Origin of the sequence: Microlunatus spumicola, assembly GCF_039536445.1 — a bacterium.
Classification (GTDB): Bacteria; Actinomycetota; Actinomycetes; order Propionibacteriales; family Propionibacteriaceae; genus Microlunatus; species Microlunatus spumicola.
The window spans coordinates 213157-238593 of record NZ_BAAAYR010000007.1 but is presented as its reverse complement, the minus strand read 5'-3'; the positions used below and the strand labels follow the sequence as shown (position 1 = coordinate 238593).

At 73.6% G+C, this 25437-nt stretch carries 21 protein-coding genes and 1 tRNA gene; 12 read left to right on the top strand and 10 right to left on the bottom strand.

Features of this window, described 5'->3' with window-relative positions; genetic code table 11:
• Positions 1-77 precede the first annotated feature (77 nt).
• The gene (locus ABD665_RS21150) at positions 78-1046 is read left to right on the top strand and encodes an aldo/keto reductase (protein ID WP_204912936.1); all 969 of its coding nucleotides are present in this window, start codon (positions 78-80) and stop codon (positions 1044-1046) included.
• Between the two features lie 224 nt (positions 1047-1270).
• Here the strand turns inward: ABD665_RS21150 and ABD665_RS21145 are convergent, their stop codons facing one another.
• Together ABD665_RS21145 and ABD665_RS21140 are read right to left on the bottom strand one after the other, a co-directional pair.
• Positions 1271-1483 carry a DUF5703 family protein gene (locus ABD665_RS21145; RefSeq protein ID WP_204912937.1) on the bottom strand — a complete coding sequence of 71 codons (213 nt, stop codon included), beginning with the start codon at positions 1481-1483 and terminating at the stop codon, positions 1271-1273.
• A gap of 78 nt (positions 1484-1561) precedes the next feature.
• Positions 1562-2920 carry a M20/M25/M40 family metallo-hydrolase gene (locus ABD665_RS21140; protein ID WP_204912938.1) on the bottom strand — a complete coding sequence of 453 codons (1359 nt, stop codon included), beginning with the start codon at positions 2918-2920 and terminating at the stop codon, positions 1562-1564.
• A gap of 60 nt (positions 2921-2980) precedes the next feature.
• Between ABD665_RS21140 and ABD665_RS21135 the strand changes: the two genes are divergently transcribed.
• Positions 2981-4282, top strand: a complete 1302-nt coding sequence (locus tag ABD665_RS21135) for an MFS transporter (RefSeq protein ID WP_204912939.1) — start codon at positions 2981-2983, stop codon at positions 4280-4282.
• Positions 4283-4396: 114 nt separating this feature from the next.
• Positions 4397-4482, top strand: a tRNA-Leu gene (locus tag ABD665_RS21130).
• Positions 4483-4584: 102 nt separating this feature from the next.
• Here ABD665_RS21130 and ABD665_RS21125 read toward each other — a convergent pair.
• The 3 genes from ABD665_RS21125 to ABD665_RS21115 are packed head-to-tail and all read right to left on the bottom strand — an operon-like array spanning position 4585 to position 7536.
• Positions 4585-5562 (bottom strand): aldo/keto reductase, encoded by a 978-nt coding sequence (locus ABD665_RS21125; RefSeq protein ID WP_204912940.1) that lies wholly within the window; start codon positions 5560-5562, stop codon positions 4585-4587.
• Positions 5563-5605: 43 nt separating this feature from the next.
• Entirely contained in the window at positions 5606-6769 is a 1164-nt protein-coding gene (locus ABD665_RS21120) for an enolase C-terminal domain-like protein (RefSeq protein ID WP_204912941.1), read from the bottom strand.
• Positions 6766-7536, bottom strand: a complete 771-nt coding sequence (locus ABD665_RS21115) for an RraA family protein (RefSeq protein ID WP_204912942.1) — start codon at positions 7534-7536, stop codon at positions 6766-6768. The genes ABD665_RS21120 and ABD665_RS21115 overlap by 4 nt, the downstream gene beginning before the upstream one ends.
• 487 nt (positions 7537-8023) lie before the next feature.
• Between ABD665_RS21115 and ABD665_RS21110 the strand changes: the two genes are divergently transcribed.
• From ABD665_RS21110 to ABD665_RS21095, 4 genes are read left to right on the top strand one after another with little or no spacing between them, the layout of a single operon-like run.
• Complete coding sequence (locus tag ABD665_RS21110; RefSeq protein WP_204912943.1) at positions 8024-9619, top strand: ABC transporter substrate-binding protein; 1596 nt, start codon at positions 8024-8026, stop codon at positions 9617-9619.
• Between the two features lie 39 nt (positions 9620-9658).
• Positions 9659-10687 (top strand): ABC transporter permease subunit, encoded by a 1029-nt coding sequence (locus ABD665_RS21105; protein ID WP_204912944.1) that lies wholly within the window; start codon positions 9659-9661, stop codon positions 10685-10687.
• Positions 10684-12675: an oligopeptide/dipeptide ABC transporter ATP-binding protein gene (locus ABD665_RS21100; protein WP_204912945.1), complete on the top strand. Its 1992-nt coding sequence runs from the start codon at positions 10684-10686 to the stop codon at positions 12673-12675. The genes ABD665_RS21105 and ABD665_RS21100 overlap by 4 nt, the downstream gene beginning before the upstream one ends.
• Positions 12672-13655 (top strand): oligopeptide/dipeptide ABC transporter ATP-binding protein, encoded by a 984-nt coding sequence (locus ABD665_RS21095; RefSeq protein WP_204912946.1) that lies wholly within the window; start codon positions 12672-12674, stop codon positions 13653-13655. The genes ABD665_RS21100 and ABD665_RS21095 overlap by 4 nt, the downstream gene beginning before the upstream one ends.
• 13 nt (positions 13656-13668) lie before the next feature.
• Here ABD665_RS21095 and ABD665_RS21090 read toward each other — a convergent pair whose 3' ends face one another.
• Positions 13669-14727, bottom strand: a complete 1059-nt coding sequence (locus tag ABD665_RS21090; protein WP_204912947.1) for a substrate-binding domain-containing protein — start codon at positions 14725-14727, stop codon at positions 13669-13671.
• Between the two features lie 221 nt (positions 14728-14948).
• Between ABD665_RS21090 and ABD665_RS21085 the strand changes: the two genes are divergently transcribed.
• A complete protein-coding gene (locus ABD665_RS21085; RefSeq protein ID WP_204912948.1) occupies positions 14949-16235 on the top strand; it encodes an MFS transporter in 1287 nt (428 codons plus the stop codon).
• Between the two features lie 121 nt (positions 16236-16356).
• Positions 16357-17172, top strand: coding sequence for an aquaporin Z (gene aqpZ, locus ABD665_RS21080; RefSeq protein WP_204912949.1), 816 nt, complete (start codon positions 16357-16359; stop codon positions 17170-17172).
• A gap of 10 nt (positions 17173-17182) precedes the next feature.
• On the opposite strand, the gene ABD665_RS21075 is transcribed toward aqpZ, so the two are convergent.
• Complete coding sequence (locus ABD665_RS21075; RefSeq protein WP_204912950.1) at positions 17183-18319, bottom strand: endonuclease/exonuclease/phosphatase family protein; 1137 nt, start codon at positions 18317-18319, stop codon at positions 17183-17185.
• Positions 18320-18528: 209 nt separating this feature from the next.
• Between ABD665_RS21075 and ABD665_RS21070 the strand changes: the two genes are divergently transcribed.
• On the top strand, positions 18529-19548 hold the full coding sequence (locus ABD665_RS21070) for a CPBP family glutamic-type intramembrane protease (RefSeq protein WP_204912951.1): 1020 nt from the start codon (positions 18529-18531) through the stop codon (positions 19546-19548).
• A 166-nt stretch (positions 19549-19714) separates the two neighbouring features.
• Here ABD665_RS21070 and ABD665_RS21065 read toward each other — a convergent pair whose 3' ends face one another.
• The gene (locus tag ABD665_RS21065; RefSeq protein ID WP_204912952.1) at positions 19715-21151 is read right to left on the bottom strand and encodes an exopolysaccharide biosynthesis polyprenyl glycosylphosphotransferase; all 1437 of its coding nucleotides are present in this window, start codon (positions 21149-21151) and stop codon (positions 19715-19717) included.
• 323 nt (positions 21152-21474) lie between these two features.
• Between ABD665_RS21065 and ABD665_RS21060 the strand changes: the two genes are divergently transcribed.
• Together ABD665_RS21060 and ABD665_RS21055 are read left to right on the top strand one after the other, a co-directional pair.
• Entirely contained in the window at positions 21475-22293 is an 819-nt protein-coding gene (locus ABD665_RS21060; RefSeq protein WP_204912953.1) for a hypothetical protein, read from the top strand.
• A gap of 129 nt (positions 22294-22422) precedes the next feature.
• The gene (locus ABD665_RS21055) at positions 22423-23409 is read left to right on the top strand and encodes a hypothetical protein (protein WP_204912954.1); all 987 of its coding nucleotides are present in this window, start codon (positions 22423-22425) and stop codon (positions 23407-23409) included.
• 19 nt (positions 23410-23428) lie between these two features.
• Here ABD665_RS21055 and ABD665_RS21050 read toward each other — a convergent pair whose 3' ends face one another.
• Both ABD665_RS21050 and ABD665_RS21045 read right to left on the bottom strand, forming a co-directional pair.
• Positions 23429-24676, bottom strand: coding sequence for a glycosyltransferase (locus tag ABD665_RS21050; RefSeq protein WP_204912955.1), 1248 nt, complete (start codon positions 24674-24676; stop codon positions 23429-23431).
• Positions 24667-25401, bottom strand: a complete 735-nt coding sequence (locus ABD665_RS21045) for a hypothetical protein (protein WP_204912956.1) — start codon at positions 25399-25401, stop codon at positions 24667-24669. Before ABD665_RS21045 ends, ABD665_RS21050 begins: the two co-directional genes overlap by 10 nt.
• Between the last annotated feature and the right edge of the window lie 36 nt (positions 25402-25437).

Genomic DNA, 25437 nt, shown 5'->3' with positions numbered 1-25437 from the left:
ACACCCCCCGCCTACGTTCCACTCGCTGGCGCTCCCGGAACGTGAGTGCCGGGGGTCGTTCCCCTAGGGTCGGGCCCGTGGAGTCACGACGCGTCGGCGACAGCGGGCTCGTCGTCTCCCGCCTCGGGCTGGGGACGCTGACCTGGGGCCGCGACACGACCGAGGAGGCCGCGCGCGGGCTGCTCGAGACGTTCTGCGAGGCCGGCGGGACGCTGATCGACACGGCGGCCGCGTACGGGGCCGGCGACGCCGAGCGCCTGGTCGGACGCCTCGTCGACGAGGTGGCGAGCCGCGACGAGGTGGTCATCGCGAGCAAGGCCGGGTTCGTCGTCAGGCGGGGCGAACGGGTCGTCGACACGTCCCGCCGCGCGCTGCTGCGCGACCTCGACGCCTCGCTCGCCCGCCTCGGCACCGACCACCTGGACCTGTGGCAGGTGCACGCGTGGGGCGACGCGCCGCTGGAGGAGTCGCTCAGCGCGATCGACCAGGCGGTCAGCAGCGGGCGGGTGCGCTACGCCGGGGTGTCGAACTTCGTCGGCTGGCAGACCGCCCAGGCCGCGACCTGGCAGCGGGCCGTGCCGGGCCGCAGCCCGCTGGTCAGTGCCCAGGTCGAGTACTCGCTGCTCGCCCGGCGCGCCGAGGTGGAGGTGCTGCCCGCGCTGCACGCGTTCGGCATGGGCTGCTTCCCGTGGTCGCCGCTCGGTCGGGGCGTGCTCACCGGCCAGTACCGCGTCGGCACGCCGCGCGGGTCGCGCGCCGCGACCGACCACTTCGCGTGGTTCGTGGAGCCCTACCTGGAGCCGCGCAGCCGTGGCGTCGTCGAGGCCGTCGTCCGCGCCGCCGAGGGGCTCGACCTCACCCCGCTGCAGGTCGCCCTGCTCTGGGTCCGTGACGCCCCCGGCGTCACCGCCCCCCTGCTCGGCGCCCGGACGGCCGGCCAGCTCGCCCCGGCCCTGGCGACCGAGGCGCTCAGCCTGCCCCCGGAGATCGCCTCGGCCCTGGACGACGTGTCCGGCGGGCCGAACGCCCTCCGCGCGCACGCCTGAGTCTCCGGACCGCTGACCTCTTCGAGGCCCTTCGACAGGCTCAGGGAGCGTCCGCGGGGCTCAGGGAGCGCCGCCGGGTTGCGCGAGTGGCGCCACCGGGCACGCTCGTCCGGCGTGTCGCGTACCCGTTGGCGCCACTCGCGCGCAGACCGGCGGGTTCCGCGAGCGCCGGCGAGTGGAACCCATCGGGGGGTGCGGGGGTCGTCCCCCCGCACGGCAGAGCCTCAGACGGTCAGGCGGGCGCGGATGATCTTGCGGCGTACCCAGACGTCGCGGGTGCCGTCGCGGTAGCGCCGCAGGCGGGTCAGCTCCCAGCCGCCGTGCTCGCAGCGTTCCGTGAGGAGCTGGCGGACCGCGTTGCGCGACAGGTCCCGGGAGAGGCGGACCTTCTGGACCTCGTAGTCGACCGACCGTGCGTCGGCGTAGCTCGTGATCATCGAGGTCGAGGGTAGTGCGGACTCCCCGCCGGTCGCGGGTGCTGTGCGCGGTGTCTCAGGCCACGGAACCGTCCGGGCTCACGCCTGGTCGAGGAACCGGTCGAGCACCCGCGCGCCGAACTCGAGGGACTCGGTCGGGACCCGCTCGTCGACGCCGTGGAACATGCCGACGAAGTCGAGGTCGGCGGGGAGCCGGAGCGGCGCGAAGCCGAAGCAGCGCACGCCGAGGGCGTCCCAGGCCTTGGCATCCGTGCCGCCGCTCATCAGGAACGGCACGGCCTTGGCGGCCGGGTCCTCGGCGACGAGGCAGGACTGCATGGCCTCGACGAGGGCGCCTGAGAACTCCGTCTCGACCGCGGGCTGCACGTTCTCGATCTCGTAGCGGACCTTGTCGCCGAGCAGCTCGGTGATCGTCTCGAAGAACGCGTCCTGCCCGCCCGGCACGAAGCGGCCGTCGACCGACGCGGTCGCCCGGCCGGGGATGACGTTGTGCTTGTAGCCGGCCTTGAGCATCGTCGGGTTGGCCGTGTTGCCCATGGTCGCGCCGACCATCCGGGCGATGCTGCCGAGCTTGGCCAGCGTGGGCTCGACGTCGTTCGGGTCGAGCTCGACGCCGAGCGCCTCCGAGACCGCCTCGAGGAACGCCTGCTGCGACGCGGTGATGCGGTTGGGCCACTCGTACGTGCCGATGCGCCCGACCGCGGCCGCGAGCTCGGTGACGGCGTTGTCGTCGTTGCGGAACGACCCGTGCCCGGCCCGGCCGTCGGCGATGAGGTTCAGCCAGGCCAGCCCCTTCTCGGCGGTCTGGACCAGGTAGAGCCGCAGGTCGTCGCGGACCGTGAGCGAGAAGCCCCCGACCTCCCCGATCGCCTCGGTGCACCCCTCGACGACCTCGGGGTGGTTCTCGACGAGCCAGCGCCCGCCCAGACCGCTGCCGGCCTCCTCGTCGGCGGTGAAGATCAGCCGGATCGGCCGGCGCGGCGCGCGCCCCGTGCGGACGCGGTCGCGTACGACGCTCAGCACCATCGCGTCGAAGTCCTTCATGTCGACCGCACCGCGGCCCCAGACGCAGCCGTCCTGGACCTCGCCGGAGAACGGGTCGACGCTCCAGTCGTCCGCGTTCGCGGGCACGACGTCGAGGTGGCCGTGCACCAGCAGCGGCGGCAGGCTCTCGTCGGTGCCCTCCGGCGACCAGTGCGCGACCAGCGAGGTGCGGCGGTGCTCGGGCTCGTAGAGCTCGCTCGCGATGCCGACCTCGTCGAGCCACCCGGCCACCCGTTCGGCGGCGTCGCGCTCCCCCGGACCGGGCTCGGAGCCGTAGTTCGTGGTGTCGATCCGGATGAGCTCGCGGCAGAGCTCGACGACCTCCCCGTCGGGCCGCGCGCCCGCCGACCCGCCCGGGTGCTGCTCCTGCGTACGCCTCGACTCGTCGCTCACCCGCTCATTGTTCGTCACGGCGCTCGGCGGGTCCCGCCCGGAGGGGTGAGAATGCGGTACGTGCGCTTCCCCTCCCGAGCCTGGCTGGTGTGGGGGGTGGGCGTCTTCGCGTACGGGCTGGCGGTGTTCCAGCGGTCCTCGCTGAGCGTCGCCGCCGAGTACGCGACCGCCCGGTTCGGGATCGGCGCGTCGGTCTTCTCCGTCTTCGCCGTGCTGCAGCTCGTGATGTACGCGGTCATGCAGGTCCCCGTCGGGGTGCTCGTCGACCGCATCGGGTCGCGCCGGATGATCGCCCTCGGGGCGCTGGTGATGGCCGGCGGCCAGGTCTACATGGCCCTGACCACGTCGGCGGGCGGCGCCATCGTGGCCCGGATGCTCGTCGGTACCGGCGACGCCATGACCTTCGTCAGCGTGCTGCGGCTGATCCCGTCGTGGTTCCCGGCCAAGCGGGTCCCGATCCTCACCCAGGTCACCGGCCTGCTCGGGCAGCTGGGCCAGGTCGCCGCCACGATCCCGCTGGTGTTCGTGCTGCACACGTACGGCTGGACGTCGGCGTACGTGGGGGCGGCGGCGATCGGCCTCCTGGTCGGCGTCGGGGTCCTCGCGGGCGTGCGGGACTCCCCGATCGGGGCGCAGGCCTCGCCGCCCATCACCTGGCGGGAGGCGATCGGCCAGCTGCGGCTCTCCTTCGCCGAGCCGGGCACCCGCCTGGGCCTGTGGTCGCACTTCACGTCGCAGTTCTCCCAGATGGTCTTCGCGCTCATCTGGGGCTTCCCGTTCCTCACCCTGGGGCTGGGGTACAGCGCGACCCTGGCCGGCTCGCTGCTGAGCCTGATGGTGCTGGCCGGGCTGGTCGTCGCGCCGATCACCGGCACGCTGACCGCGGCCTACCCCCGCCGCCGCTCCAACCTGGTCCTGGCCGTGCTCGTCGCCACCGTCGTGATCTGGACGGTGGTGCTGCTGTGGCCCGGCCCCGCCCCGCTGCCCGTGGTCGTCGTGCTGATGCTCGTGCTGTCGGCCAACGGCCCGGCGTCGGCGGTCGGGTTCGACTTCGCCCGGTCGTTCAACCCGTCGCCCCGGCTCGGGGTGGCCTCCGGCATCGTCAACGTCGGGGGGTTCACGGCGTCGCTGACGACGATCCTGGTGATCGGGATCGTGCTGGACGCCCTCGCGCCGAGCGGGGCGTACACGCTGAACGAGTTCAAGCTGGGCTTCTGCTTCCAGTACCTGCCCTGGGCCTTCGGCTTCCTGGCCGTCATCCGCAGCCGGCGCCTCACCCGCGCCGGCATGGCCGAGCAGGGCGACGTGGTCGACCCGCTCCCGCAGGCCATCGCGCGGCACTGGCACGACCGCCGGCCCTGACCCTCCGTCCCCGCCGACCTCACGACACGACGCGCGTCCACGTGGACGACCGTGCGTGGACACCTCCTCCGGGCAGGTATAGTCATCCCTCGGTCCGGGAACGGGCCGCACCGGGTCCGGGTGGCGGAATAGGTAGACGCGCTAGCTTGAGGTGCTAGTTCCCTTTACGGGGAATGGGGGTTCAAGTCCCCCCTCGGACACAGCACGGGTCGTGGGCACCACGGCCACGAACGACGAAGGTCCTGCGGGCGAGCCCGCAGGACCTTTCTCGTTCTTCGGGCCAGGGTCCGGGCCGGGCGGCCCTAGCCGGCCGGAGGCGGGTCGAGCCAGCCGTCCGGGGCCGGCGTCGCCGCCCGCAGCTCCGCCCACACCTCGTCCGCGATCGGCGTCGTGGCGAGCTCGAGGGTCTGGTCGAGCCGTTCCGGGCGCGTGATCCCCACGATGGTCGAGCTGATCCGCGGGTCGCGCAGCGAGACCTGCAGGGCCGCGGCCGCGAGCGGCACGCCGGCCGCCTCGCAGATCTCCTTCAGGCGGGCCGCCCCGGCGAGGACCGCGTCCGAGGCCTGGCGGTAGGCGTAGCGCGGGTTGTCGGCCGGACCCTTGACGAGGATGCCGCCGCCGAAGGGCGCCCCGTTCACCACGGCCACGCCGACCTCCGCGCAGCGGTCGAGCAGCGGCTCGGCCGAGCGGTCGAGCAGGGTGAAGCGGTTGTGGGTGACGACGACCTCGAACAGCCCGGTGTCCACGAACTCCCGCAGCATGCCCGCAGGTCCGCCCGCGACACCGAGGTGCCCGACCAGGCCCTCGTCGCGCAGCGCGACGAGCGCCTCGACCGGACCGCCGGCCGCCATCGACGCCTCGAAGCCGATCTTCTCCGGGTCGTGCAGGTGGACGAGCGGCAGCACGTCCAGCCCGAGGCGCTCGCGGCTCTCGTCGAGCGAGCGGCGTACGCGCTCCCCGGAGAAGTCGCCGGTCTCGTCGGGGTCGACCTTGGTGCTGAGCAGGAACTCCGGCGGCAGCCCGCCGATCTCGCGCAGCACGGTGCCGATGCGGCGCTCGCTCTCCCCGCCGCCGTAGCTGTTCGAGGTGTCGACGAAGGGCACCGGCCCCGCGAACACCGCGCGCAGGGTCTCGAGCGCCTGCTCGGTCGCGACCTCGTAGCCGTAGATGCCCGGGATGCTGCCGATCGCGCTCGTGCCGATGCACAGCGCGGGGGCCAGCAGGCCCGTACGGCCGAGCGGTCGGCGCTCGAGCCAGCGGCCCGCGTCCACGGCGGTCACCGGGGCGTCCGTCCGTGGTCGTGCCGGTGGTGCTCGTGGGTGCTCATGCTGCTCCTCCGAAGCCGTCGAGGACGTGGGCCTGCAGGTGGTCCAGGTCGAACGTGATGCCGAGGCCCGGGCCGGTCGGGAGCCGCAGGCGCCCGCCCGTGCCGTCCAGCGGCTCCTCGAGCAGCGTGTTGTACGTGCCGAGGTCGAAGCTGCTGGACTCGAGCCGGTAGAAGTTCGGCGTGGTGGCCATGACGTGCGCGCCGGCCACGAGGTTGACCGGACCGGCCGCGTCGTGCGGCGACACGGGTACGTAGTAGGCCTCGGCCATCGTCGCGATCTTCTTGAGCTCGCTGATGCCGCCGGTCCAGGTCACGTCCGGCATCACGAAGTCGGCGAGGCCGCCCTCGAGCACCGGCACGAAGTCCCAGCGCGTGTGGAGCCGCTCCCCCACCGACAGCGGCACCGTCGTCCGGTCCCGGACCTGGCGCAGCGCGTGGGTGCTCTCCGGCGGGACCGGCTCCTCGAACCAGTGCAGGTCGACCGCCTCGTGGAGCGAGTCCGCGAGCCGGATCGCGGTGGGGACGTCGAACCGGCCGTGCGCGTCCACCAACAGCTCGACGTCGGGCCCGGCCGCGGCCCGGATCTGCTCGGACAGCTCGATCGCCCGGCGCTCGTCACGGCGCGACAGACGGCCGTCGAGGTAGCGGTCGTTGGCCTCCGGGACGTCCTCGGCGTGCGGGAACGGGTCGAACTTGATGGCGCTGCAGCCCGCCCCGACGATGCGGCCGATCTCCTCCGCCACGCCCTCGGGCGTCGCGAACCGGCTCTGGTCGGGGTGCGTGTAGAGCAGCAGGTCCGGCCGTACGCGGCCGCCGAGCAGGTCGGCGACCGGCAGGCCGAGCGCCTTGCCGCGCAGGTCCCACAGGGCGATGTCGAGGGCGCTCGCGACCGTGCACGCCAGACCGCGGCTGCCGGTGTAGGTGAAGGCCCGGAAGACCTGGTGCCAGATCCGCTCGATCTCGGCCGGGTCCGCGCCCGTGACCAGCTCGCTCACCTGGCGCACGGTCGCGGCGACCGCCCGGTTGGCCGTCCGCGTGGTGCTGGTGACCTCGCCCCAGCCCGTGAGGCCCTCGTCGGTGCGGACCTCGACGAAGAGGAACTCCCCCCAGAAGGACGCCTCGGACGCGACCAGCCAGGGCACGACGCCGGTGATCCTCATCCGCGCACCCCCGGGGCCGCCCCGTCGAGCACGCCGTTCTGCGCCGCGCGCCAGGCCTCGTACTCGGGCCGCGCCTGCTCCGAGAGCGGGTAGTAGAGCCGCAGGTCGCCGCCCTGGGACAGCCGGAGCCGGGCGAAGTCCTCCCACTCGGCGTGCTCGCTCGCCGCCGCGAGCAGTGCCGGGGCCAGCGCGATCGGCACGACGACCGCGCCGTCGTCGTCGGCCACGATGATGTCGCCCGGCACGACCACGGTCCCGCCGCAGGCGACCGGGACGTTCACGGCGTGCGGGAAGATCGCGGTCTGGGAGTGGAAGTTCGGCGTCGTGCCGCTCAGCCACAGGCCGACGCCGAGGTCCTTGGCCTGGCCGAAGTCGCGGATGCACCCGTCGACCACCACGCCCACCCCGCCGCGGCCGGCGAAGTAGGTCAGCATCATCTCGCCGAACACGCCGCTGCCGAGGTCCCCGCGGGCGTCGACGACGATCACGTCGCCCGGCTGGGTGTGGTACATGACGTGGCGGTGCAGCTGCTTCTCCGGCTCCGCGTACTCGTCGACCTGGTAGAGGTCCTCGCGCTTGGGCAGGAACTGCAGGGTCAGGGCCGGCCCGGCGATGCTCGCGCCCGGCGTCCGGGCGACCGGCCCCTGGATGTGGGCGCTGCGCACCCCCAGCTTGTTCAGCTCTCCGCTCGCGGTCGCGCTGCCGATCTCGGCGAGGGCGCGCACGAGGGCGGGATCCGGCCGCTCGATGTCCGACGTCTGAACCATGGGCTGTCCTTCTTCCTGAGGGTGAACGTCCGTCCCGATCCCGGTTCCCGACGCAGGGTGCAGCGAACCGGACAACGCGGAGTTTCGATCAGTTTCGGTCTCCGCGCGGAGTGCTGGGAGGGTCCGAGCCGCGACGTCGCCCGGACCTCGGAACCGCGACGCCGACCCACCGTACGCCCGGCGATCCCGTGTGTCACGGGGGGATCGCCGGACGTCTCGGACGAGCCTGGAAGCTCCGACCCGCCCGCGACCACCCCATCCTTGACGCCTCCCGGACGGAACCGTACGGTTGAAGAAGATCGAAAGAAGGACGGCTGTTTCGGTTCTCGTCGTCCTTGTTTCGCCCACGGTCGAGGCTCCTCCCCCGGAGGTCCGCCACGGTCCCGACGGCGCCTGGTCCCCGACGCGACGTCGCAGGGGGCCGGAGGCGACGGACGGCCCGGGCGAGTCGCGACGGACACCCCGTTCCTGAAGCAAAGGTGCATTCATGAAGCGCACGTCCTTGTCCGCCGCCGCCGCGGTGGCGCTCATCACCGGCCTCGCGGCCTGCGGCGGAGGCGGTGGCGGCGGAGCGGCCGCCCAGGGCGCCCCGCAGGTCGACGGGACCTTCACCATGAACCTGGGCAGCGACCCGGGCAGCGTGAACCCCTACAAGAGCACCGGCGGCTTCAACCGCCAGGTGTACGCGTTCGCCTACGACACGCTGGTCGGTCGCGGCGCGGACGGCAAGGCCGTCCCCCAGCTCGCGGAGAGCTGGAAGGTCACCGACAACACGGTCACCTACACGATCGGCAAGAGCGCCACCTGCGACGACGGGCAGGTGCTCAAGCCCAGCGACATCGCGGCCGACTTCAACTACATCAAGGACCCGAAGACGCTGTCGCCGTGGGTCGCGCTCTCCGTCCCCGTCGACTACACGGTCGCCGCCGACGACGCCGCGGGCACCTTCACGATCACCTCGAAGAACCCCTTCGGGTCGCTGCTGCAGGGCGCCGGCGCCGTGCCGATCGTCTGCCCGGCCGGCCTCAAGGACCCGGACTCGATCGAGCACGCCTCCGCCGGCACCGGGCCGTTCAAGATCACGAACTACGTCTCGGGCGACCACTACGACTTCGAGCGCCGTGACGGCTACACCTGGGGCCCCGCGGGCGCCTCGACCGCCACCCCGGGCACGCCCAAGAAGGTGACCATCGCCTTCGTGGCCAACGAGTCCACGATGGCCAACCAGCTCGTCTCCGGCCAGATCAACGCGGCCCAGATCACCGGTCCCGACCGTGCTCGCCTCGACAAGACCCCGGGCGTCCAGCGCTTCGACGTCCCGGTGATCGTCGGCGAGATCAACTTCAACGAGGCCTCCGGGCGGCTGTTCAACGACACCCAGCTGCGGCTGGCCGCCGCGTCCGCCGTCAACCGCGAGGACCTCGCGCCGGTGAGCACGGCCAACCAGGGCACCCTCGCCACCAACCTCATCGCGGAGGCGCCCGTCGCCTGCCCCGGGGACGAGACCACCGGGGCGCTGCCCACGTTCGACGTCGCCAAGGCGAACCAGACCCTGGACGCGGCCGGCTGGGCCATGGGGGCCGACGGCGTCCGCGCCAAGGCCGGCAAGCCGCTGAAGGTCAAGATCATCTACCAGACCGGCGCCCCGCAGACCGCGTCCGCCGTGGAGCTCCTCGGCCAGCAGCTCAAGGCCGCGGGCATCGGTGCCGACCTCGTCGGGCTGACCAACGCCGCCTTCCTCGAGTCGCTCTACACGACCGCGGACTTCGACATCTACTACAGCGCGATCAACGTCGAGTTCCCGTACATGGCCACCACCTTCTTCGGCGGGGCGACCCCGGCGAACGGCGGCCGCAACGCGGGCGACATCGACAACACCGCGTTCGAGAAGCTCTCGGCCCAGGCGGCCGCCGCCCCCGTCGAGGAGGCCTGCCCCCTGTGGACCCAGGCCCACCAGGAGCTCTTCAAGCGGGCCGACGTGATCCCGGTGTCGAACGGCGACCGCCCGTTCTACACCGCCAAGGCGACGCTGCAGACCGTCGGGCTGTTCGCGGTGCCGACCAGCATCCGCCTCACCTCCTAGGAGCAGGGTCACCCCGATGGCGAGCGGACGGAGCAGGGCATGACGAGCGCGACGACCGAGACGAGACCCGAGCCGCAGCCGGCGGTCCTGGTCCGGGAACCGACGCGGTCCCGGCGGGTCGGCCCCTGGGTCTGGTTCGTGGGCAGCCGGTTGCTCCGGCTGGTCGTCTCGCTCCTGGTCCTGGTGACCGCGACCTTCGTGATGGTCCACCTGATCCCGGGTGACCCCGTGCAGGCCGCGCTGGGCGAGCAGGCCACGCCCCAGCTGGTGGAGCTCCGGCGCCACGAGCTGGGGCTGGACCTGCCGCTCCCGACGCAGTACGCCCACTACCTGCGCGGGGTGCTCTCCGGCGACCTCGGGTCGTCGATCGTCACCGAGGCCCCGGTCTCGGACCTGCTCGGCACCCGGTTCCCGAACACGCTGCGGCTGGCCGTGCCGGCGTTCCTGCTCGTCATCCTCATCGCCCTGCCCGTGGGCCTGCTGACCGCCGTCCGGACCCGCGGCGGTCGCGGGCGGGTCACGCGGGGGGTCTTCGTGAACCTGACCGGCCTGTTCAACTCCATCCCCGACTACGTGATGGCGACGATCCTCAGCGTGATCTTCGTCGTCGGGCTGGGGCTGTTCCCCGCCGCCGGGCTCTCGGGACCACGCTCGTACGTGCTCCCGGTGGCGGCGCTGGTCGTCGGCCCGGCGGCGTCGCTCGCCCGGATCGTCCGCGTCGAGGCGCTGAAGGTCCTCGACACGGAGTACGTGCGGGCGGCCAAGTCGCGGCGGCTGCCGCCGATGCTGCGCTACCTGCGCCACGTCCTGCCGAACATGATGACGGCCTCCCTGACCTTCGGGACGATGATCCTGTCCGGCCTGATCGCCGGCACGGTGCTCGTCGAGAACGTCTTCGGCTGGCCCGGCGTCGGCACCGTGATCTCCCAGGCGGTCGTCCAGAAGGACTTCCCGCTCGTGCAGGGCGTGCTGCTGGTCCTCGGCACCGCCGTCCTGCTGCTGAACATGGTCGTGGACGTCCTGCTGGGCGTCCTCGACCCGCGCTCGCGGATCGGAGGCTCCCGATGAGCACCACGCTCACCGACCTGGCCGCGGCGGCGGCCGGACCCGCCGTGCGTCGGCGCCGGCGGCCGCGCGTCCCCGGCGGCGTCGCGCTCGGGCTGCTGGCCCTGTTCGTGCTGCTCAGCATCTTCGGCCCGTGGATCTGGGGCGGGGCGGCCGGCGCGACGAACATCCCCGACGCCAACCAGTCGTCCAGCGCCGAGCACTGGCTCGGCACCGACGACCTCGGGCGCGACCTCCTGGCCCGCACCCTGTACGCCACCCGCAGCTCGCTGGTCCTGGCCGTGCTCGCGACCGTGGTGGGCGGCATCGTCGGGGTCGCCCTCGGCCTGCTGTCCGGGGTGTCGCAGCGGCTCGGGCGCGTCCTCGGCGCCGTCATCAACCTGCTCATGGCCTTCCCGGCCCTGCTGCTGTCGATCTTCTTCGCCGTGCTGTTCGGCATCGGTTCCGTCGGCAGCGTGCTGGCGGTCGGGGCCGCGTTCGCCCCCGGCTTCGCGCGCATCACGCAGACCCTCACGGCCTCGGCGGTCAGCCGCGACTACGTCGAGGCCTCGAAGGTGCTGGGCAAGAGCCCGCTCTACGTCGTGCTCCGCCACATCCTGCCGAACATCGCCGAGCCGGTGATCCTCTACACGACCATCCACATCGGCACCGCGATCCTCGCGCTCTCCGGCCTGAGCTTCCTCGGGCTCGGCGTGCAGCCGCCGGCGTACGACTGGGGCCGGCTCCTCAGCGACGGCCTCACCCGGGTCTACATCTCCCCGCTGGCGGCCATCGGGCCGTCGGTGGCGATCGTGCTGGCCGGGCTGACGTTCAACCTCGCGGGCGAGCACCTCTCCGACCTCGTCGGCGGCCGTCGCTCGGCCCCGGGCACCGTCACCGACCCGGTCCCCGTGGCCGCAGGTCCGGCCGTCGGCGCGCCGCGGGACGCCGTGGTCCCCGGCGACGACACCCCCGCACGGTCGTCGGCACCGGCCGTCCCGGTGGTGGCCCCGCTGCTCGAGGTCCGTGGGCTGCGGGTGCTCTACCCCGGCGCCGACGGCGGCACCGTCACCCCGGTGCGCGACGTGTCCTTCAGCCTCGCCCCCGGCGAGACCGTCGGCATCGTCGGTGAGTCCGGCTCGGGCAAGAGCATGGCGACGTCGGCGATCGCCCAGCTCGTCGAGGCACCCGGGAGCGTCCGGGCGGAGGTCCTCACCTTCGACGGCATCGACCTCGCGGAGCGGTCCCGGGCCAACGAGTCCGTCCTCGGCCGGTCGATGGCGATGATCTTCCAGGACCCCGGCGAGGCGCTGAACCCGGCCATCAAGATCGGCACGCACCTCATCGAGCCGGCCGTCGTCCACCTGCACCAGTCCAAGCCGGTGGCCCGGGGCCGCGCGGTCGAGGCGCTGCGCGCGGTGGCCATCAACGACCCCGAACGCCGTTACGACCAGCACCAGCACGAGCTGTCCGGCGGCATGAAGCAGCGCGCCTGCATCGCGGTCGGCCTGATGGGCGAGCCCAAGCTGCTCATCGCCGACGAGCCGACCACCGCGCTCGACGTGACGGTGCAGCGGCAGATCCTCCGCCTCATCGCCGACGTCCGGGCGGAGAGCGGTGCCAGCGTGCTGTTCATCTCGCACGACATCGCCGTGGTCGCCGAGATCAGCGACCGGATCCTCGTGATGTACGCGGGGTTCGTGGTCGAGGAGGCGACGGCCGACGAGCTGCTCGCCCGGCCGGCCCACCCGTACACGAGCCTGCTGCTGGCCGCGAGCCCCGACATGGGCGTCGACCGGAGCGCGCCGCTGCCGATGCTGGACGGCCGGATGCCCGGCCCCGACGTCGACCTGCCCGGCTGCTACTTCGCCGCACGCTGCCCGCGCGCCGACCAGACCTGCGTGGACCGGCGCCCGCCGCTGCTCCAGATCGGCGCCCCCGCGCACCGCGCCGCCTGCTGGCACCCCCTCGCGGGCACCGCCCCGACCCCGACCGAGGAGGTCGCCCGATGACCGCCGCCCTCACCGTCGCGGACCTCGACGTCCGCTACGGCCCCGTGCACGCCGTCCGCTCGGTCTCCTTCGAGCTGGCCGCGGGCTCGGTGCTGGGCCTGGTCGGCGAGTCCGGCTCGGGCAAGAGCACCACGGCGCGCGCCGTCGTCGGGCTCGCACCCTCCACGGGAACCATCCGGATCGGCGACCAGGACGCGTCCTCGGCCGGCGGTCGAGCGGCCCGGCAGGCCCGGCGCCGGGTGCAGATGATCTTCCAGGACTCGCGCAGCTCGCTCGACCCGCGCTTCACCGTGGGTCAGTGCGTCGCCGAGGGCCTCGCCGCCGGCGACCGGGCCCGCACGGGCGACCGGGTCCGTGAGCTGCTGGAGCTCGTCAGCCTCGACCCGGCCCTCGTCCGGTCCCGGCCCGGCCAGCTCTCCGGCGGCCAGCGCCAGCGGGTCGCGATCGCGCGGGCGCTCGCGGCCCGTCCCGACGTCCTCATCGCCGACGAGGTCACCGCCTCGCTCGACGTGTCCGTGCAGGCCGTCGTGCTCAACCTGCTGCGTCGGCTGCAGGCCGACCTCGGGCTGTCCATGCTCTTCATCAGCCACAACCTGGCCGTCGTGCGCTACATGTGCGACGACATGGCGGTCATGTTCAACGGGCGGGTGGTCGAGCAGGGTCCGGTCGGCGACGTCATCGCCCGCACCGAGCACCCGTACACCCGGTCCCTGCTCGCCGCGGTGCCCGAGGTCGGCCAGCACCGCCTGCTGTCCGACGCGGCCATCGAGGCGTCGGCGGCGTCGAGCCCCGCACCCGGCCCGGGCTGCGACTACCGCCTGCGCTGCCCCGTCGGGCCCGCGGTCGACCCGGAGCGCGAGATCTGCGTGACCACCGACCCCGGGCCGGGCTCCGCCGACCGGGTGCACGGCGCGGTCTGCCACTTCGCCGCCGCGCGGCTCAGCCCCCTGCCCGACCCGGTCCCCGCCGCGCGTCGCTAGGGGTCGGCCGGGCTCAGCGACCCGCGGGCGGCGGGCCGGTGCTGGCGCGGACCACGAGGGTGGTCGGCAGCTCGATGCGGCCCAGCAGCGGGACCCGCTCGCCGTCGGCCAGGCCGAGGAGCGAGCGGGTCGCGAGCTGGGCCAGCTCGCGGATCGGCTGGTGGACCGTCGTGAGCGGCGGCAGGACCCACTGCGACAGGGGCACGTCGTCGAAGCCGACGACGCTCAGGTCCTCGGGGACCCGCAGCCCCTTCCCCATGGCCGTGGCGTAGACGCCCAGCGCCTGCTCGTCGTTGGCCGCCACGACGGCGGTCGGGGGTTCGGGGAGCTCGAGCAGGGCGGCCGCCCCGACGACGCCGGACCCGTAGTGGAAGTCGCCCTGGCGCACGAGCTCGGGCCGCACCGGGATCCCCGACCGTTCCAGGGCGGCGCGGTAGCCGGCCAGGCGGGCCTGGCTGGCGAGGTAGCGCATCGGCCCGGTGACCGTGGCGATGGCGCGGTGCCCGAGGTCGATCAGGTGCTGGGTCGCAGCGACCGCGCCCCCGAAGTTGCCGGAGCCCAGCGCCGGGAGCACCGACTCGAAGTCGCCGACCGGGTCCATGAGCACGGCGGGGACGCCGAGCTGGCCGACCGCGCGCTGCTCGTCGACGGAGAGGTTCGACACGGCCAGGATGACCCCGAGCGACCCGCGCGCGACCATGTCGTCCAGCCAGCGCTGGTGGCCGCTCGGACCGGGCTCGAGGGCCGTGACCACGATGGAGGCGCGGACCGCCCGGGCCGCCGCCTCCGCCCCGCGGATCATCTCGGCCGCCCAGGGCGAGCCCGGGTCGTTGAAGACGATGTCGATCAGCCCGCCGCGCTTCGGCAGCCGCGCCTTCGCGTTGTTCCGGGTGCGGGTCGACGGCACGTAGTGCTGCTCCGCGAGCACGGCCTTGACCCGGGCCCGGGTCTCGGGCGCGACGTCGGAGCGCTGGTTGAGCACCTTCGAGACCGTCGCGACGGACACCCCGGCGCTCGACGCGATCTCGGCGACGGTGACCCGTCCGGTCGACGGTCGGGGGTTGCTGGGCACGGGGCACCCCTCTCGGCGTGGCGGACGTCCCGCCCATCCTGGCACGTCGTCACCCGCGGGCGAAACTCCTCGAAACTCACGGTCGACCGTGCGGCTCGGCGACCTCGGCCGCCGCGCCGTAGGATGCGGTCGGAGGACGCGGCACCCGCCCCGTCCGTCGGTGCAGCGCCGCGGCGCCCGGCTGCGCACCCCGGGGACCCACGACCGTGCGCAGGAGAGCTGTGCGTGCGCCCGTGGTCCTCGACGCGCACGACGCCCCTCCGGTCGAGCTCGGGACCGGCGTCCGCGCGTACGGGCGGCTCTTGCGGCACGGCCCGGCGTCGAGGCCCTTCCTCTTCGCGGCCCTCGCCCGGCTGACCCTGGCGATGATCCCGCTCGGCATCCTGATCCTCGTCGAGGAGCAGCGCGGCACGTACGCGCTCGCCGGCCTGGTCAGCGGGGTCTACGCCGTCGGCGCCGCGGTCGGCACCCCGCTGTGGGGCCGGCTCATGGACCGCTTCGGCCAGCTCCGGGTGCTGCTGCCGACCGCGCTCACCAGCACGGGCCTGCTCGTGGCCCTCGCCCTGGCCACGACGCACGGCGCCTCCGACCACGCGCTGCTGGCGATCGCCGTCGGCGTCGGGCTCAGCTATCCCGCCATCGGCCCCGCGCTCCGGTCGAGCTTCCGCATCGTGCTGCCCGACCCCGCCGGGCGGCGCGTCGCCTTCGCGCTCGACGCCACCTCGGTCGAGCTGGCCTTCGTCTGCGGGCCGCTGCTGCTGTCCGCCCTCCTGCTGCCCGGGGTCGCGGCGGTGCCGCTGCTCGTCACCGCCGGCCTGCTGGCCGTCGGCGGCGTCGGCTACTGCCTGACCGGCGTCGCCCGCCGGGCCACCGCCGCGTCCCAGCAGGCCGCCGCCGGCCACGACGCCTCCGCCGCGCCGAGCGGGCCGCGCAGCGCGCTGACCGCGGCCGGCGTCCCCGTCGTCCTCGCGGTGATGCTCGTGATCAGCATCGGGTTCGGCCAGCTCGACACGTCGATGGCCGGGACGGCCGACCTCGCGCTCGGCAGCACCGAGCGCGTCGGGATCCTCTTCGCCGCCATCGCCGGGGGCAGCACCCTCGGCGGCCTGGCCTACGGCTCGCGGACCTGGTCGCTCAGCGAGCGGCGGGCCGTCCCGCGCCTGCTCGCCGTCTTCGCCCTGCTGCTGACCGTCCTCGCGGTGCTGCTCGCGACCGGCACCTCGAACCTCCCGGTGCTGCTGCCGGTGCTGTTCCTCACCGGCCTGACCATCGCGCCGACGCTGATCATGCAGCAGGCGCTGCTCGACCAGCTCGTGCCGCCGGCCCGGCTGAACGAGGCCCAGGCGTTCCTGTCCGCGTCGAACACCGCGGGCGCGGCGCTGGGGACGGCGGTCGCCGGCGTGGTGATCGACGTGGCCGGCCTGCCCTGGTCCTTCGGTGGGGCCGCGCTCGGCGTCGGCGCCGCCGCCCTCGTCGCCCGGCTCAGCCGGCGCGGCCGCGGTCGCTGACGAGACCCGGCACGCTCACCTCGCGGGCCCGTGCCACCCTTCTCCAGGCTCTCGCCCCGCCGCACCGTCGCCGCGCGCTGATCCGGTCCGACCCACCCACATCCGCACGAAGCGAGCCGACATGCCCACCACCCCCGCGCCGCCCTCCGACGCCCGGCTCCACGCCCGCCTGGGTGCCGAGGCCCTCGGCACCTTCGGCCTCGTCTTCGGCGGCTGCGGCAGCGCCGTGCTCGCCGCCAAGTTCCTCACCGACGACGGCGTCCAGCTCGGCATCGGCTTCGTCGGCGTCGCGCTCGCGTTCGGCCTCACGGTCCTGACCGGCGCGTACGCCTTCGGCCACGTCTCGGGCGGCCACTTCAACCCGGCCGTCACGGTCGGCCTCGCCGTCGCCCGGCGCTTCCGCTGGTCGGAGGTGCTGCCGTACGTCGTCACCCAGATCGTCGCCGCGAGCCTGGCCGGCGGCGTGCTGTTCGTCATCGCGACCGGGAGCCCGAGCACCACCGCCGCCCAGCTGCGGGCGACCGGCTTCGCCACCAACGGCTACGGCGCGCACTCCCCCGGCGGCTACGGCCTCGGCGCCGCGCTCCTGACCGAGGTCGTCCTGACGGCCGCGTTCCTCTACGTGATCCTCGGGGCCACCGACGACCGCACGAACAAGGCGTTCGCGCCCGTCGCGATCGGGCTCGCTCTGACCCTGATCCACCTGATCAGCATCCCGGTCACCAACACCTCGGTGAACCCCGCCCGCTCGCTCGGCGTCGCCTGGTACGTCGGCGGCCCGGCGCTGGCCCAGGTGTGGCTCTTCCTGCTGGCCCCCCTGGTCGGCGCCGCGATCGCCGGTGCGACGTACGCCCGCATCACCGGCGCCCGTCCGGAGGCCCCGTCCGTGCTGATCGCGGACGACGAGGAGACCGTGGCGCACGCCCGCCGGCCGTAGCCGTCGTCGCCTAGCTGGGCAGCCAGACCGTGGCCCGGACCATGTTGTGGTCCGAGGGGATGGTGCCGACGTACCGGCCCTTCTTGTCGAGCCGGGCCACGGTCTCCCACTCGCTGACCCGCATCTTCGTGGTCAGGACGTAGTCGATGTAGCTGCCGAGGCCCCAGCTCTTGTGGCCGGGTGCCTTGCGCGCCCAGCCGCCGTTGGAGCTGTTCAGCCAGGTGTGGATCTTGTGCTCGACGGTCGCGCCCTTGGGCTTGTGGGTCTTGTACCTCCCGCCGAGCGGGTCGACGAAGCCCGCCTTGACGTACACGTCGTACGGGCCGTTGCTCGGCTTCTCGAAGCGGCTCGAGTTCCAGTCGCCGACGGCGATCATGGGCAGGTCGTCCGGGTTGTGGTCCTTGAGCTCGGCGAGCGCGACCCGGGCCTGCTCGTTCTTGATCTTGTAGTCCTTGTCGGTCCCCACCGTGTGCAGGTTCGAGAAGAGGAACCGCTTGCCGGTGCTGCGCTGACGCAGCTCGGCCCAGGTCATGTAGTTGTCGCCCTTGCCCTTCGGCACGGGCAGCAGCCTCGAGCCCTGCGCCACCAGCTCCACCCGGGCGGCGTCGTAGAGGATCCGCTGACCCTCGGAGGCGCCCTTCTCCACGTACCGGCAGCTGTTCGGGGAGGTGTCCTTCTCGCAGTTGTAGCGGGTGGCGTTGGTGATCGCCCAGGTGCCCCCGAGCCGGGCGAGGAGGTCGTCGTACTGGTTGATCTTCTTCGGCTCGGACTCGCCGTCGTGCAGCAGGCCCTGGGTCGCTTCCTGGACCGCCAGCACGTCGAGGTCCTGGCCCAGGATCGTGTCGACCACCGCACCCCGGCGGTCCTCCCACCGCTTCTCGTTCTTGCGTCCCTCGTAGGAGTTGGCGTTGCGGATGTTGTAGCTCGCGACCCGGAGCGGGGCCGACAGGGTGGCGGTGGTGACCGTGGTGGCCTGCGTCGTGGTCGTCGGGGTGGCCTGGGCCGTGGTCGTCGGCAGCAGGCCAGTCGGGACGGCCACGGACAGCGCCAGGGTGACGAGCGCCGCGGCACCGGCGAGCCGGGGGCGGCCGTAGCGACGGGCGGGGCCCGCGAGGACCTCGCGGGCGGTCAGGGGCAGAGAGGTCACGAGGGGCTCCTTCGAGGACCGGGCCGCCTCGGTGCGGCCCGTTCGGCAGCCGTGCCCCCGCACACCGCGACGGTGCGTCGCCACCGTCTGCCCGTGTCCTCGCTCGTCGGGGCCCGCTCGTTACCAAGAATCCGGCGGCCCGTCCTCAGGGTCGCCCCGGGCACACTGGAGGTCCGCCCGGCCCGCGGGCGGACCTGGAGGGATGTCCCGTGACCTACCCCGTGACGTACGGGCCGCCGCCCGTGCTCGCGCTGCGCGACCCGATGCCGGTCGAGCCCGTCGCCTACCCGCAGATGCTGCGCACCCCGCGCGCCACCCGCGGCCGCGGCGTGCTCATGATCGTCTGCTTCGTGCTGTCCTACCTGCTCGTCAGCACCGTCCTGCAGGGCGCGGCGATCGGCTGGGACGTCTACCGCGGGCGGGTCGCCGTCGACGACCTGATGCAGATGAGGCTGAGCCTGACGCCCGCGCTGCTCGTGGCCGTGAACCTCTCGAACGCCGCCTGCATCCCGCTGAGCATGGTGCTGCAGCGGGCGTTCTTCGGCCAGCGCGGCCGCTGGCTGCACTCGGTCACCGGGCGGTTCCGCTGGGGCCTCCTGGGCCGCGGTGCCCTGGTGGTGCTGCCGTTCTGGGCGGCCTACCTCGCGATCACCCTGTACTACGCCCCGGAGACGGTGAAGACGCCGAGCGGCACGTACGTCGCGCTGCTCGTGATCGTCGTGCTGACCACGCCGTTCCAGGCCGCGGGCGAGGAGTACGGGGCCCGAGGGCTGATCACCCGGGGCGCCGGCTCGTGGTTCGCCTCGCCGCGGACGGCGCTGCTGGTGGGCACGGTCCTGTCGGGCGGCGTCTTCACGCTCGCCCACGGCGCCGGGGACCCGTGGCTGATCGGCTTCTACTTCGCCTTCGCCGTGGTGCTCTCGCTCGTCACCTGGCGTTCCGGGGGGCTCGAGCTGGCGGTGCTGCTGCACACCGCGAACAACCTCGTCGCGTTCGGCAGCCTGGTGCTGCTGCAGCAGGACACCTCGACCGTGTTCGACCGCGGTGCGGGCAGCGCGGGCCCGTCGGTCCTGCTGCCGGCCGTCATCCTCCTGCTGAGCACCGCGGCGCTCTGGCTGTGGGCCTCCCGCGCCAAGCCGCAGCGCGCGTACGTTCCGGAGGCTCCGCCGGCTCCGGCCCTCGACCCGGCGTCGACCTACGTCGGCCCGTGGGACCGGCCGGCGGGCTGAGGCTCGGCCTCGACGGCGCCGGCGGCGCCGGCGGCGCCGACGAAGACGAAGAGCCCGGCCGACCGAGGTCGGACCGGGCTCTCCGGGCCGCACCCCCGCCCGTGGGCTGCGGTGACGCGGGGACGCACCTCAGCCCGCGTGTTGGGGAGAGGGCAGGGGGCGGCGGTCAGTAGGCCCCGCGACGGGCGGCCACGGTCGTGAACGTACGGGCCAGGATCGTCACGTCGAGCAGGGTGCTCCAGTTCTCGGCGTAGAAGACGTCGAGCTTGACGCGCTGGTCGTAGCCGACGTCGCTGCGCCCCGAGACCTGCCACAGGCCGGTGATGCCCGGCTTGAGCGCCAGGAAGCTCTTGCGGTGCTCGCCGTAGCGCTCGAGCTCCATGGGGGTGATCGGCCGCGGACCGACGAGGGACAGGTGGCCCAGCAGCGAGTTCAGCAGCTGCGGGAGCTCGTCCAGGCTCGTCCGGCGCAGGAACGACCCGAGCCGCGACACCCGCGGGTCCTCCGCGACCTTCTGCGTGAGCGCGAACTCCTCGATCAGGTCCTGACGGCCCATGGCGACGAACGCCTCCTCGGCCGTCTTGTACGGACGGTCGGGCCCGGTGGAGTACTCCCACAGCATCGAGCGGAACTTGAAGACGCCGATGGCACGCCCACCGCGGCCGAGCCGCTGCTGGCGGTAGAGCACGGGGCCCGCAGGGTCGGTGACCTTGACGAGCAGCGCGACCGTGAGGAACAGCGGCGCAAGCAGGAACAGGCCGACCAGCGACCCCGCGACGTCGACGATCCGCTTGCCGACCGTGGCCCAGCCGTCGAGCGAGGTCAGCCGCACCTCCATCAGCGGGACGCCGTCGACGGCCGCCATGGTCGCGCTGGCGGCGAACACGCCGTAGAGGTCGGGCACGAAGCGGTAGCCCATGCCCAGGTCGTTCGCCAGGGCCATCAGCCGTGTCGACTCCTCGCGGCTGAGCGTGGTGTCGGTCTGGACGATCTCGTCGATCCGTACGCGGTGCGACGCCAGGGCCTGCTCGATGGTCGCGTAGACCGGCCGGTCACCGAGGAAGACCCCACCCGCGTCGGTGGGCGAGACGGCGGCGACGACGGACTGGCCGCGCCCGGAGCCGACCAGGCTGCCCGCGACCCGCTCGGCGAGCGGGCCGGTGCCGACGACCACGATGTTGTGCAGCGCCCGCTCGCGGCGGTGCAGCGCGCGCAGCACCCAGCGGAGGACCTGACGGCCGGCGAGCACCAGCGACACCCCGAGGACGAAGGCGTACGCCGGTACGGCCCGGCCCGGGAAGAGCGGCAGCTCGAAGGAGAAGAAGTCCAGGACGATCAGGGCCATGACGCCCAGCCCGACGGCGACCAGCACGCGGCCGACCTCGCTGACGCGCCCGTAGCTCTGCCGCGTCGCGTAGAGGCCGCAGGCCGCGAAGGTCAGGACCCAGGCCGGCGTCGCGACGGCGAGGTAGCCGGCGTACGCCGGGAAGCTCACGTACGCGACAAGCCGCTTGGGGTCGAGGAGCCGTAGCTCGTAGGCGACGGAGAAGGCGACGAACAGGGCGGCGACGTCGAGCGCCGCGGTGGCCACGGCCAGCCTCATCTGTCGATGGGCGCGTGTGGACGCGAAAGAACCGATCACGAAAATCTCCCCCGAGATTTTGCTGCCGAGCAGCGGCTACCAACGCAACGACGTTGATGCGAGAAGTCCCGGCCCCCCGGGTCTGTTGAAAACTTTAGCAACGGTTTCCGTCGAGCGCAGGGGCGCGCCAGGGTTTTGACAACGTTGCCCTGGTGACGTCCGCCACCGCCGACGCCGGAATAACGCCATGGTCGCCAGCGTCTCAAACACCTCGATGCTGAGGATCCCATTAATCTTTTGCCGAACAGAATCGGCTGACGAGCCGTCCTGCCTAGCCTCCTGCGGTGGACGGACGGCGACGCGTGCTGACCTCGGCCCTCGCCCGGCTGGAGGTCCCAGACGACGACGAGGGACGCGAGCAGCTCGTCTCGGACTACTTCCACGACTACGTCGAGAGCAGCCGCACGGGCGGTGCGTTCGTCCTGCACGAGCCCCGCCGCAGCATCGCCGTGATGGCGGCCGCCCTGCTGCTGCCTCACCTGCAGGCCCGGCTGGACGACTCCCCGGAGGGCCGGGAGATCCGCGACGCCCTCACCCACAAGCGCGGGCCGGGCCGCCTGCCGGTGCACGAGCTGTCCTCGGTGCTGACGGTCCCGGACGAGCCGGGCACGTACGCGCTCGGGCCGGACCGGCAGACGTTGCGGCGCCAGGCCCGCAAGGCCGAGCGGGCGGGCGTGACCTGGTCCCCGGTGGACGAGGCGGACCGGGAGGCCCTGCTGGCGCAGGCGACGGACCGGGAGCGCCACCACCCGTCCGAGGTCTACCGGACGACGGGTGAGGGGCTGCGGCGCCTGCTGGAGTACCGGCTCTGGCTCGTCGCCCGCGACGCCGACGGTGGCCCGCTGCTGCTCTCGGTGACCCCGACGAGCGGGAGCTGGGCGGCGCTGACGTACTTCCGCACCCTGGTCGACGACCCGGCCGCGACCGCCGCCCGCTACCTCATGACCCGGGTGCTGGCCGACGAGCTCGCCGCCCGCGGCGTGCGCCACCTGGCGGACTCGAGCAGCCCGATCGGCCTGCCCAACGGCCTGCGGCACTTCCAGCGGATGCTCGGCTACCGGATCCACCGCGTCACCGAGGCGCCGTCCGCCTCCACCCGCTGAACCGGTCCGGACGTCCCGCGCGACCCGGAGCGCGTTGCTAGGGTCGTGCGCCGGGGGGTGGGCAGGCGACGGCGGCTGCCCAGACGTCGTCCATGGTCCCCGCCCGGGGACCCGCACCGGCAGGTCGTGATGATTCCGCAGCCCCTCCCCTCCCCCGCGTCGGCCTCCGCCGCCCCTCCCCACCGTCGTCGGGCCCGCCTCGTCGGCGCGGCCCTCGCGGCCCTGCTCCCGGCGTCGGCGGTGCTCGCGCCCCAGCCGGCGGCGGCCGCCCCCTGGCGGCCGTTCGCCTCCAGCAGCCCGTACAACGTGCCGATCGGCGCCCGGCCCGAGGTGGACCCGGGGTCCGCGGCGATGGTCGCGCGGGCCGCCCGGGAGGACCAGGCGTACGCCGGCCTCTACGAGTTCGGCATCCCGATCTACACCGCCGACGCGTCCACGCCCCGCGTCGACGTGACCTGCACGATGGAGGGCGCCTGGGGCGACTGCCCGCTGAGCGGGCAGAAGATGCCGGTCCCGGCCGGTGCCGTCCCGCAGCTCGGCAGCGACGGCGCGATGGTCGTCATCGACAGCACCGACCACACGATCGGTGAGTACTGGCAGGCCGAGCGCACGGGCTCCGGCTGGCGCGCCTCCTTCGGCGCGGTCAACTCACTCAAGGGGTCGGGCTGGGGCGGCAGCAGCACCGGCTCGGGCGCGTCCCGGCTCGGTGGGGTCGTCCGGGTCTCCGAGATCGCGGCCGGCGACATCGACCACGCGCTCGTGGTGCAGTCCGACAACGTCTGCGCCAGGGTCTACCGCGCACCGGCGATCAAGACCGACGGGACGTCCTACCGCACCGACTGCCTGACCGAGGGCGCCCGGCTGCAGCTCGACCCGTCGATCGACCTGGACGGGGTCGTCGGGCTGACCCGGGGCGAGCGGACGGTGGCGGAGGCGCTGCAGACCTACGGCGCCTACGTCATCGACCAGGGCGGCGCCCCGCTGAGCGTGAGCTTCCAGCGAGCGGCCGACGCGACGGCGACGAGCCCGGGCGCGGTCTACACCTCGGCGGGCTTCGCCTGGGACTACTACGGGATGCCGCACGTCCCGTGGGACCGGCTGCGCGTCCTCGCCTGAGGACGCGCGTCCTCCCGGCTCAGCGGCCGGCGGACCCGGCCAGCGTGTCGCGGTAGGCGGCCACGGCCTTGTCGGCCACGCCCGACCAGGTGGAGCTGCGCTCGGCGTGCTCCCGGGCACCCGCGCCGAGGGCGTCGGCGCGGTCGGGGTCGCCGAGCACCGCGAGCATCGCGTCGGCCACGGCCCGTGGCGTCGGCTCCGCCAGCAGCCCGGTGACCCCGTCCTCGACGGCGTCCTCCATCGCACCCACGCGGGTCGCGACGACGGGCCGGCCGAAGGTGTAGGCCATGTGCACGCTGCCGCTGATGTTGACGGTGGCGTAGGTGAACATCACGGCGCGGTGCTGCGCGAACAGCCCGGGCAGGTCCTCGATCGCCACGTAGCCCGGGCGCAGGTCGACCCCGCCGATCGGTTCCGCGCGCCGCCGCACCTCCTCGAGGTCGACGTCGGGCATCACCGGCCCGGCCAGCGTCAGCGTCGCCTCCGGCAGCTGCTCGCGGACGAGGGCGAAGCCGTCGAGCAGGAGGGGGATGTCCTTGTACTTGGTCCACGCGCCGAAGAACAGGGCCGCGGGCGGGGCGGCCGACGGCAGCACGTCGACGGCCTCCTGGCGCACGAGCGCGGAGTAGTCGCCGTGCCCGCAGACCGCGGTGCGCCGGACGCCCGGGAAGGCACGGAGCAGCTCGGTGCGTGGGCCCTCGCCGAGCACGAGCACGAGGTCGGCGGCGGCGTACGCACGGGCCAGCAGCGCTCGCGTCAGCCGGCCGGACTTCTCCACGGAGTCGGACGACCCCGTGACGTCGTACGGGACCGGGTTGTGCGCCACGTCCACGACCGCGCGGGCCCCGCCGAAGCGGGCGACGAGGGCGAAGGCGGCGGTGTCGAGGGTGTAGCGGAGCTCGCCGAACTGCACGACGTCGGGCCGCTCGCGGCGGACGCGGACGAGCACCGACCCCCAGGCGGCGACGAGCTGGAGCGCCCGGAGCGCGCGCCGGGCCCTGCGGCGCAGGCCCCCGGTCTCGAGGCCCTCGTTCGGGTGCCAGGTGGGCAGGGACGGGTCGACCACGAAGCCGGCCCGCCGCGAGGCCAGCTCGGGCCGCGGTCCGGTCAGCAGGGTGACCTGGTGCCCGAGGGCGGCCAGCGCCTCGCCGAAGAGGTAGGAGAACTGGAACATGCCCCCGCTGGGCAGGAACTCGACGACGAGGACCTTCAGCGGCCGCTCGCCGGCGGCGGTCCCGGGGACCGGTTCCGCGGAGCTCAGCCCCACTGCGGCCTCCGGTCGCTCGGCACGCCGGGCGCGTCGTGGGCGGGCGGCTCCGGAGCCTCGGGCGGAGGCCCGACGGCGGCGGGGACGTCGGCCGGGCCGGCCGGCAGCGCGCGCCGCCGCTCCGGGCGCAGGGCCACGAGGCTGTGGTAGACCGCCTGCTGGATCGCCAGTCCGCCCACGAGGGCGACGACGACCGCGGCGCCGGCGACGACGAGCGGGGACGTGCTCGAGCGGAACGACGTTCCGGTACCCGGGTTGACGACGTCCAGCCGGTACGGCTTCGCGAGGCCCTGCAGGTAGGCCTGCGAGACCGTCGTCATCTCCTGCGTGACCTGCTCGGCCACCGTCCGGTCGTCGCTCGTCGCCCGGATCAGCACGACCGAGGTGGAGGGGGCGACCGTCACCTCGGTGGTGACGCCGGCCGAGCGGGCCGCGTCCAGCCCGAGGTTCTGCTCGGCCTGCTGCTCGAAGCGCTTGTTGCTCGCGACCTCGGCGAAGGTGGCGACGATCTGGCCGCGGCTCAGGGTCTCGTAGTAGGCCGCGGAGTCGGACGCGCTGAGCGTGGCGTCCGGCAGGACGACCGAGACGGACTCGGCGGTCCACTCCGACGTCGTCGTCGCGGCGAGCACGAGGCCCGCCACGAGCAGCACCAGCGCCGCGACCGCGCCGGCCAGGATGCTCCGGCGCAGGGTGCGGTCGGCGAAGCGCGAGGGCTTCTTCTCCACCTGTGGTCCTCTCGTGGTCTTCTCCGGCTCCCGGGA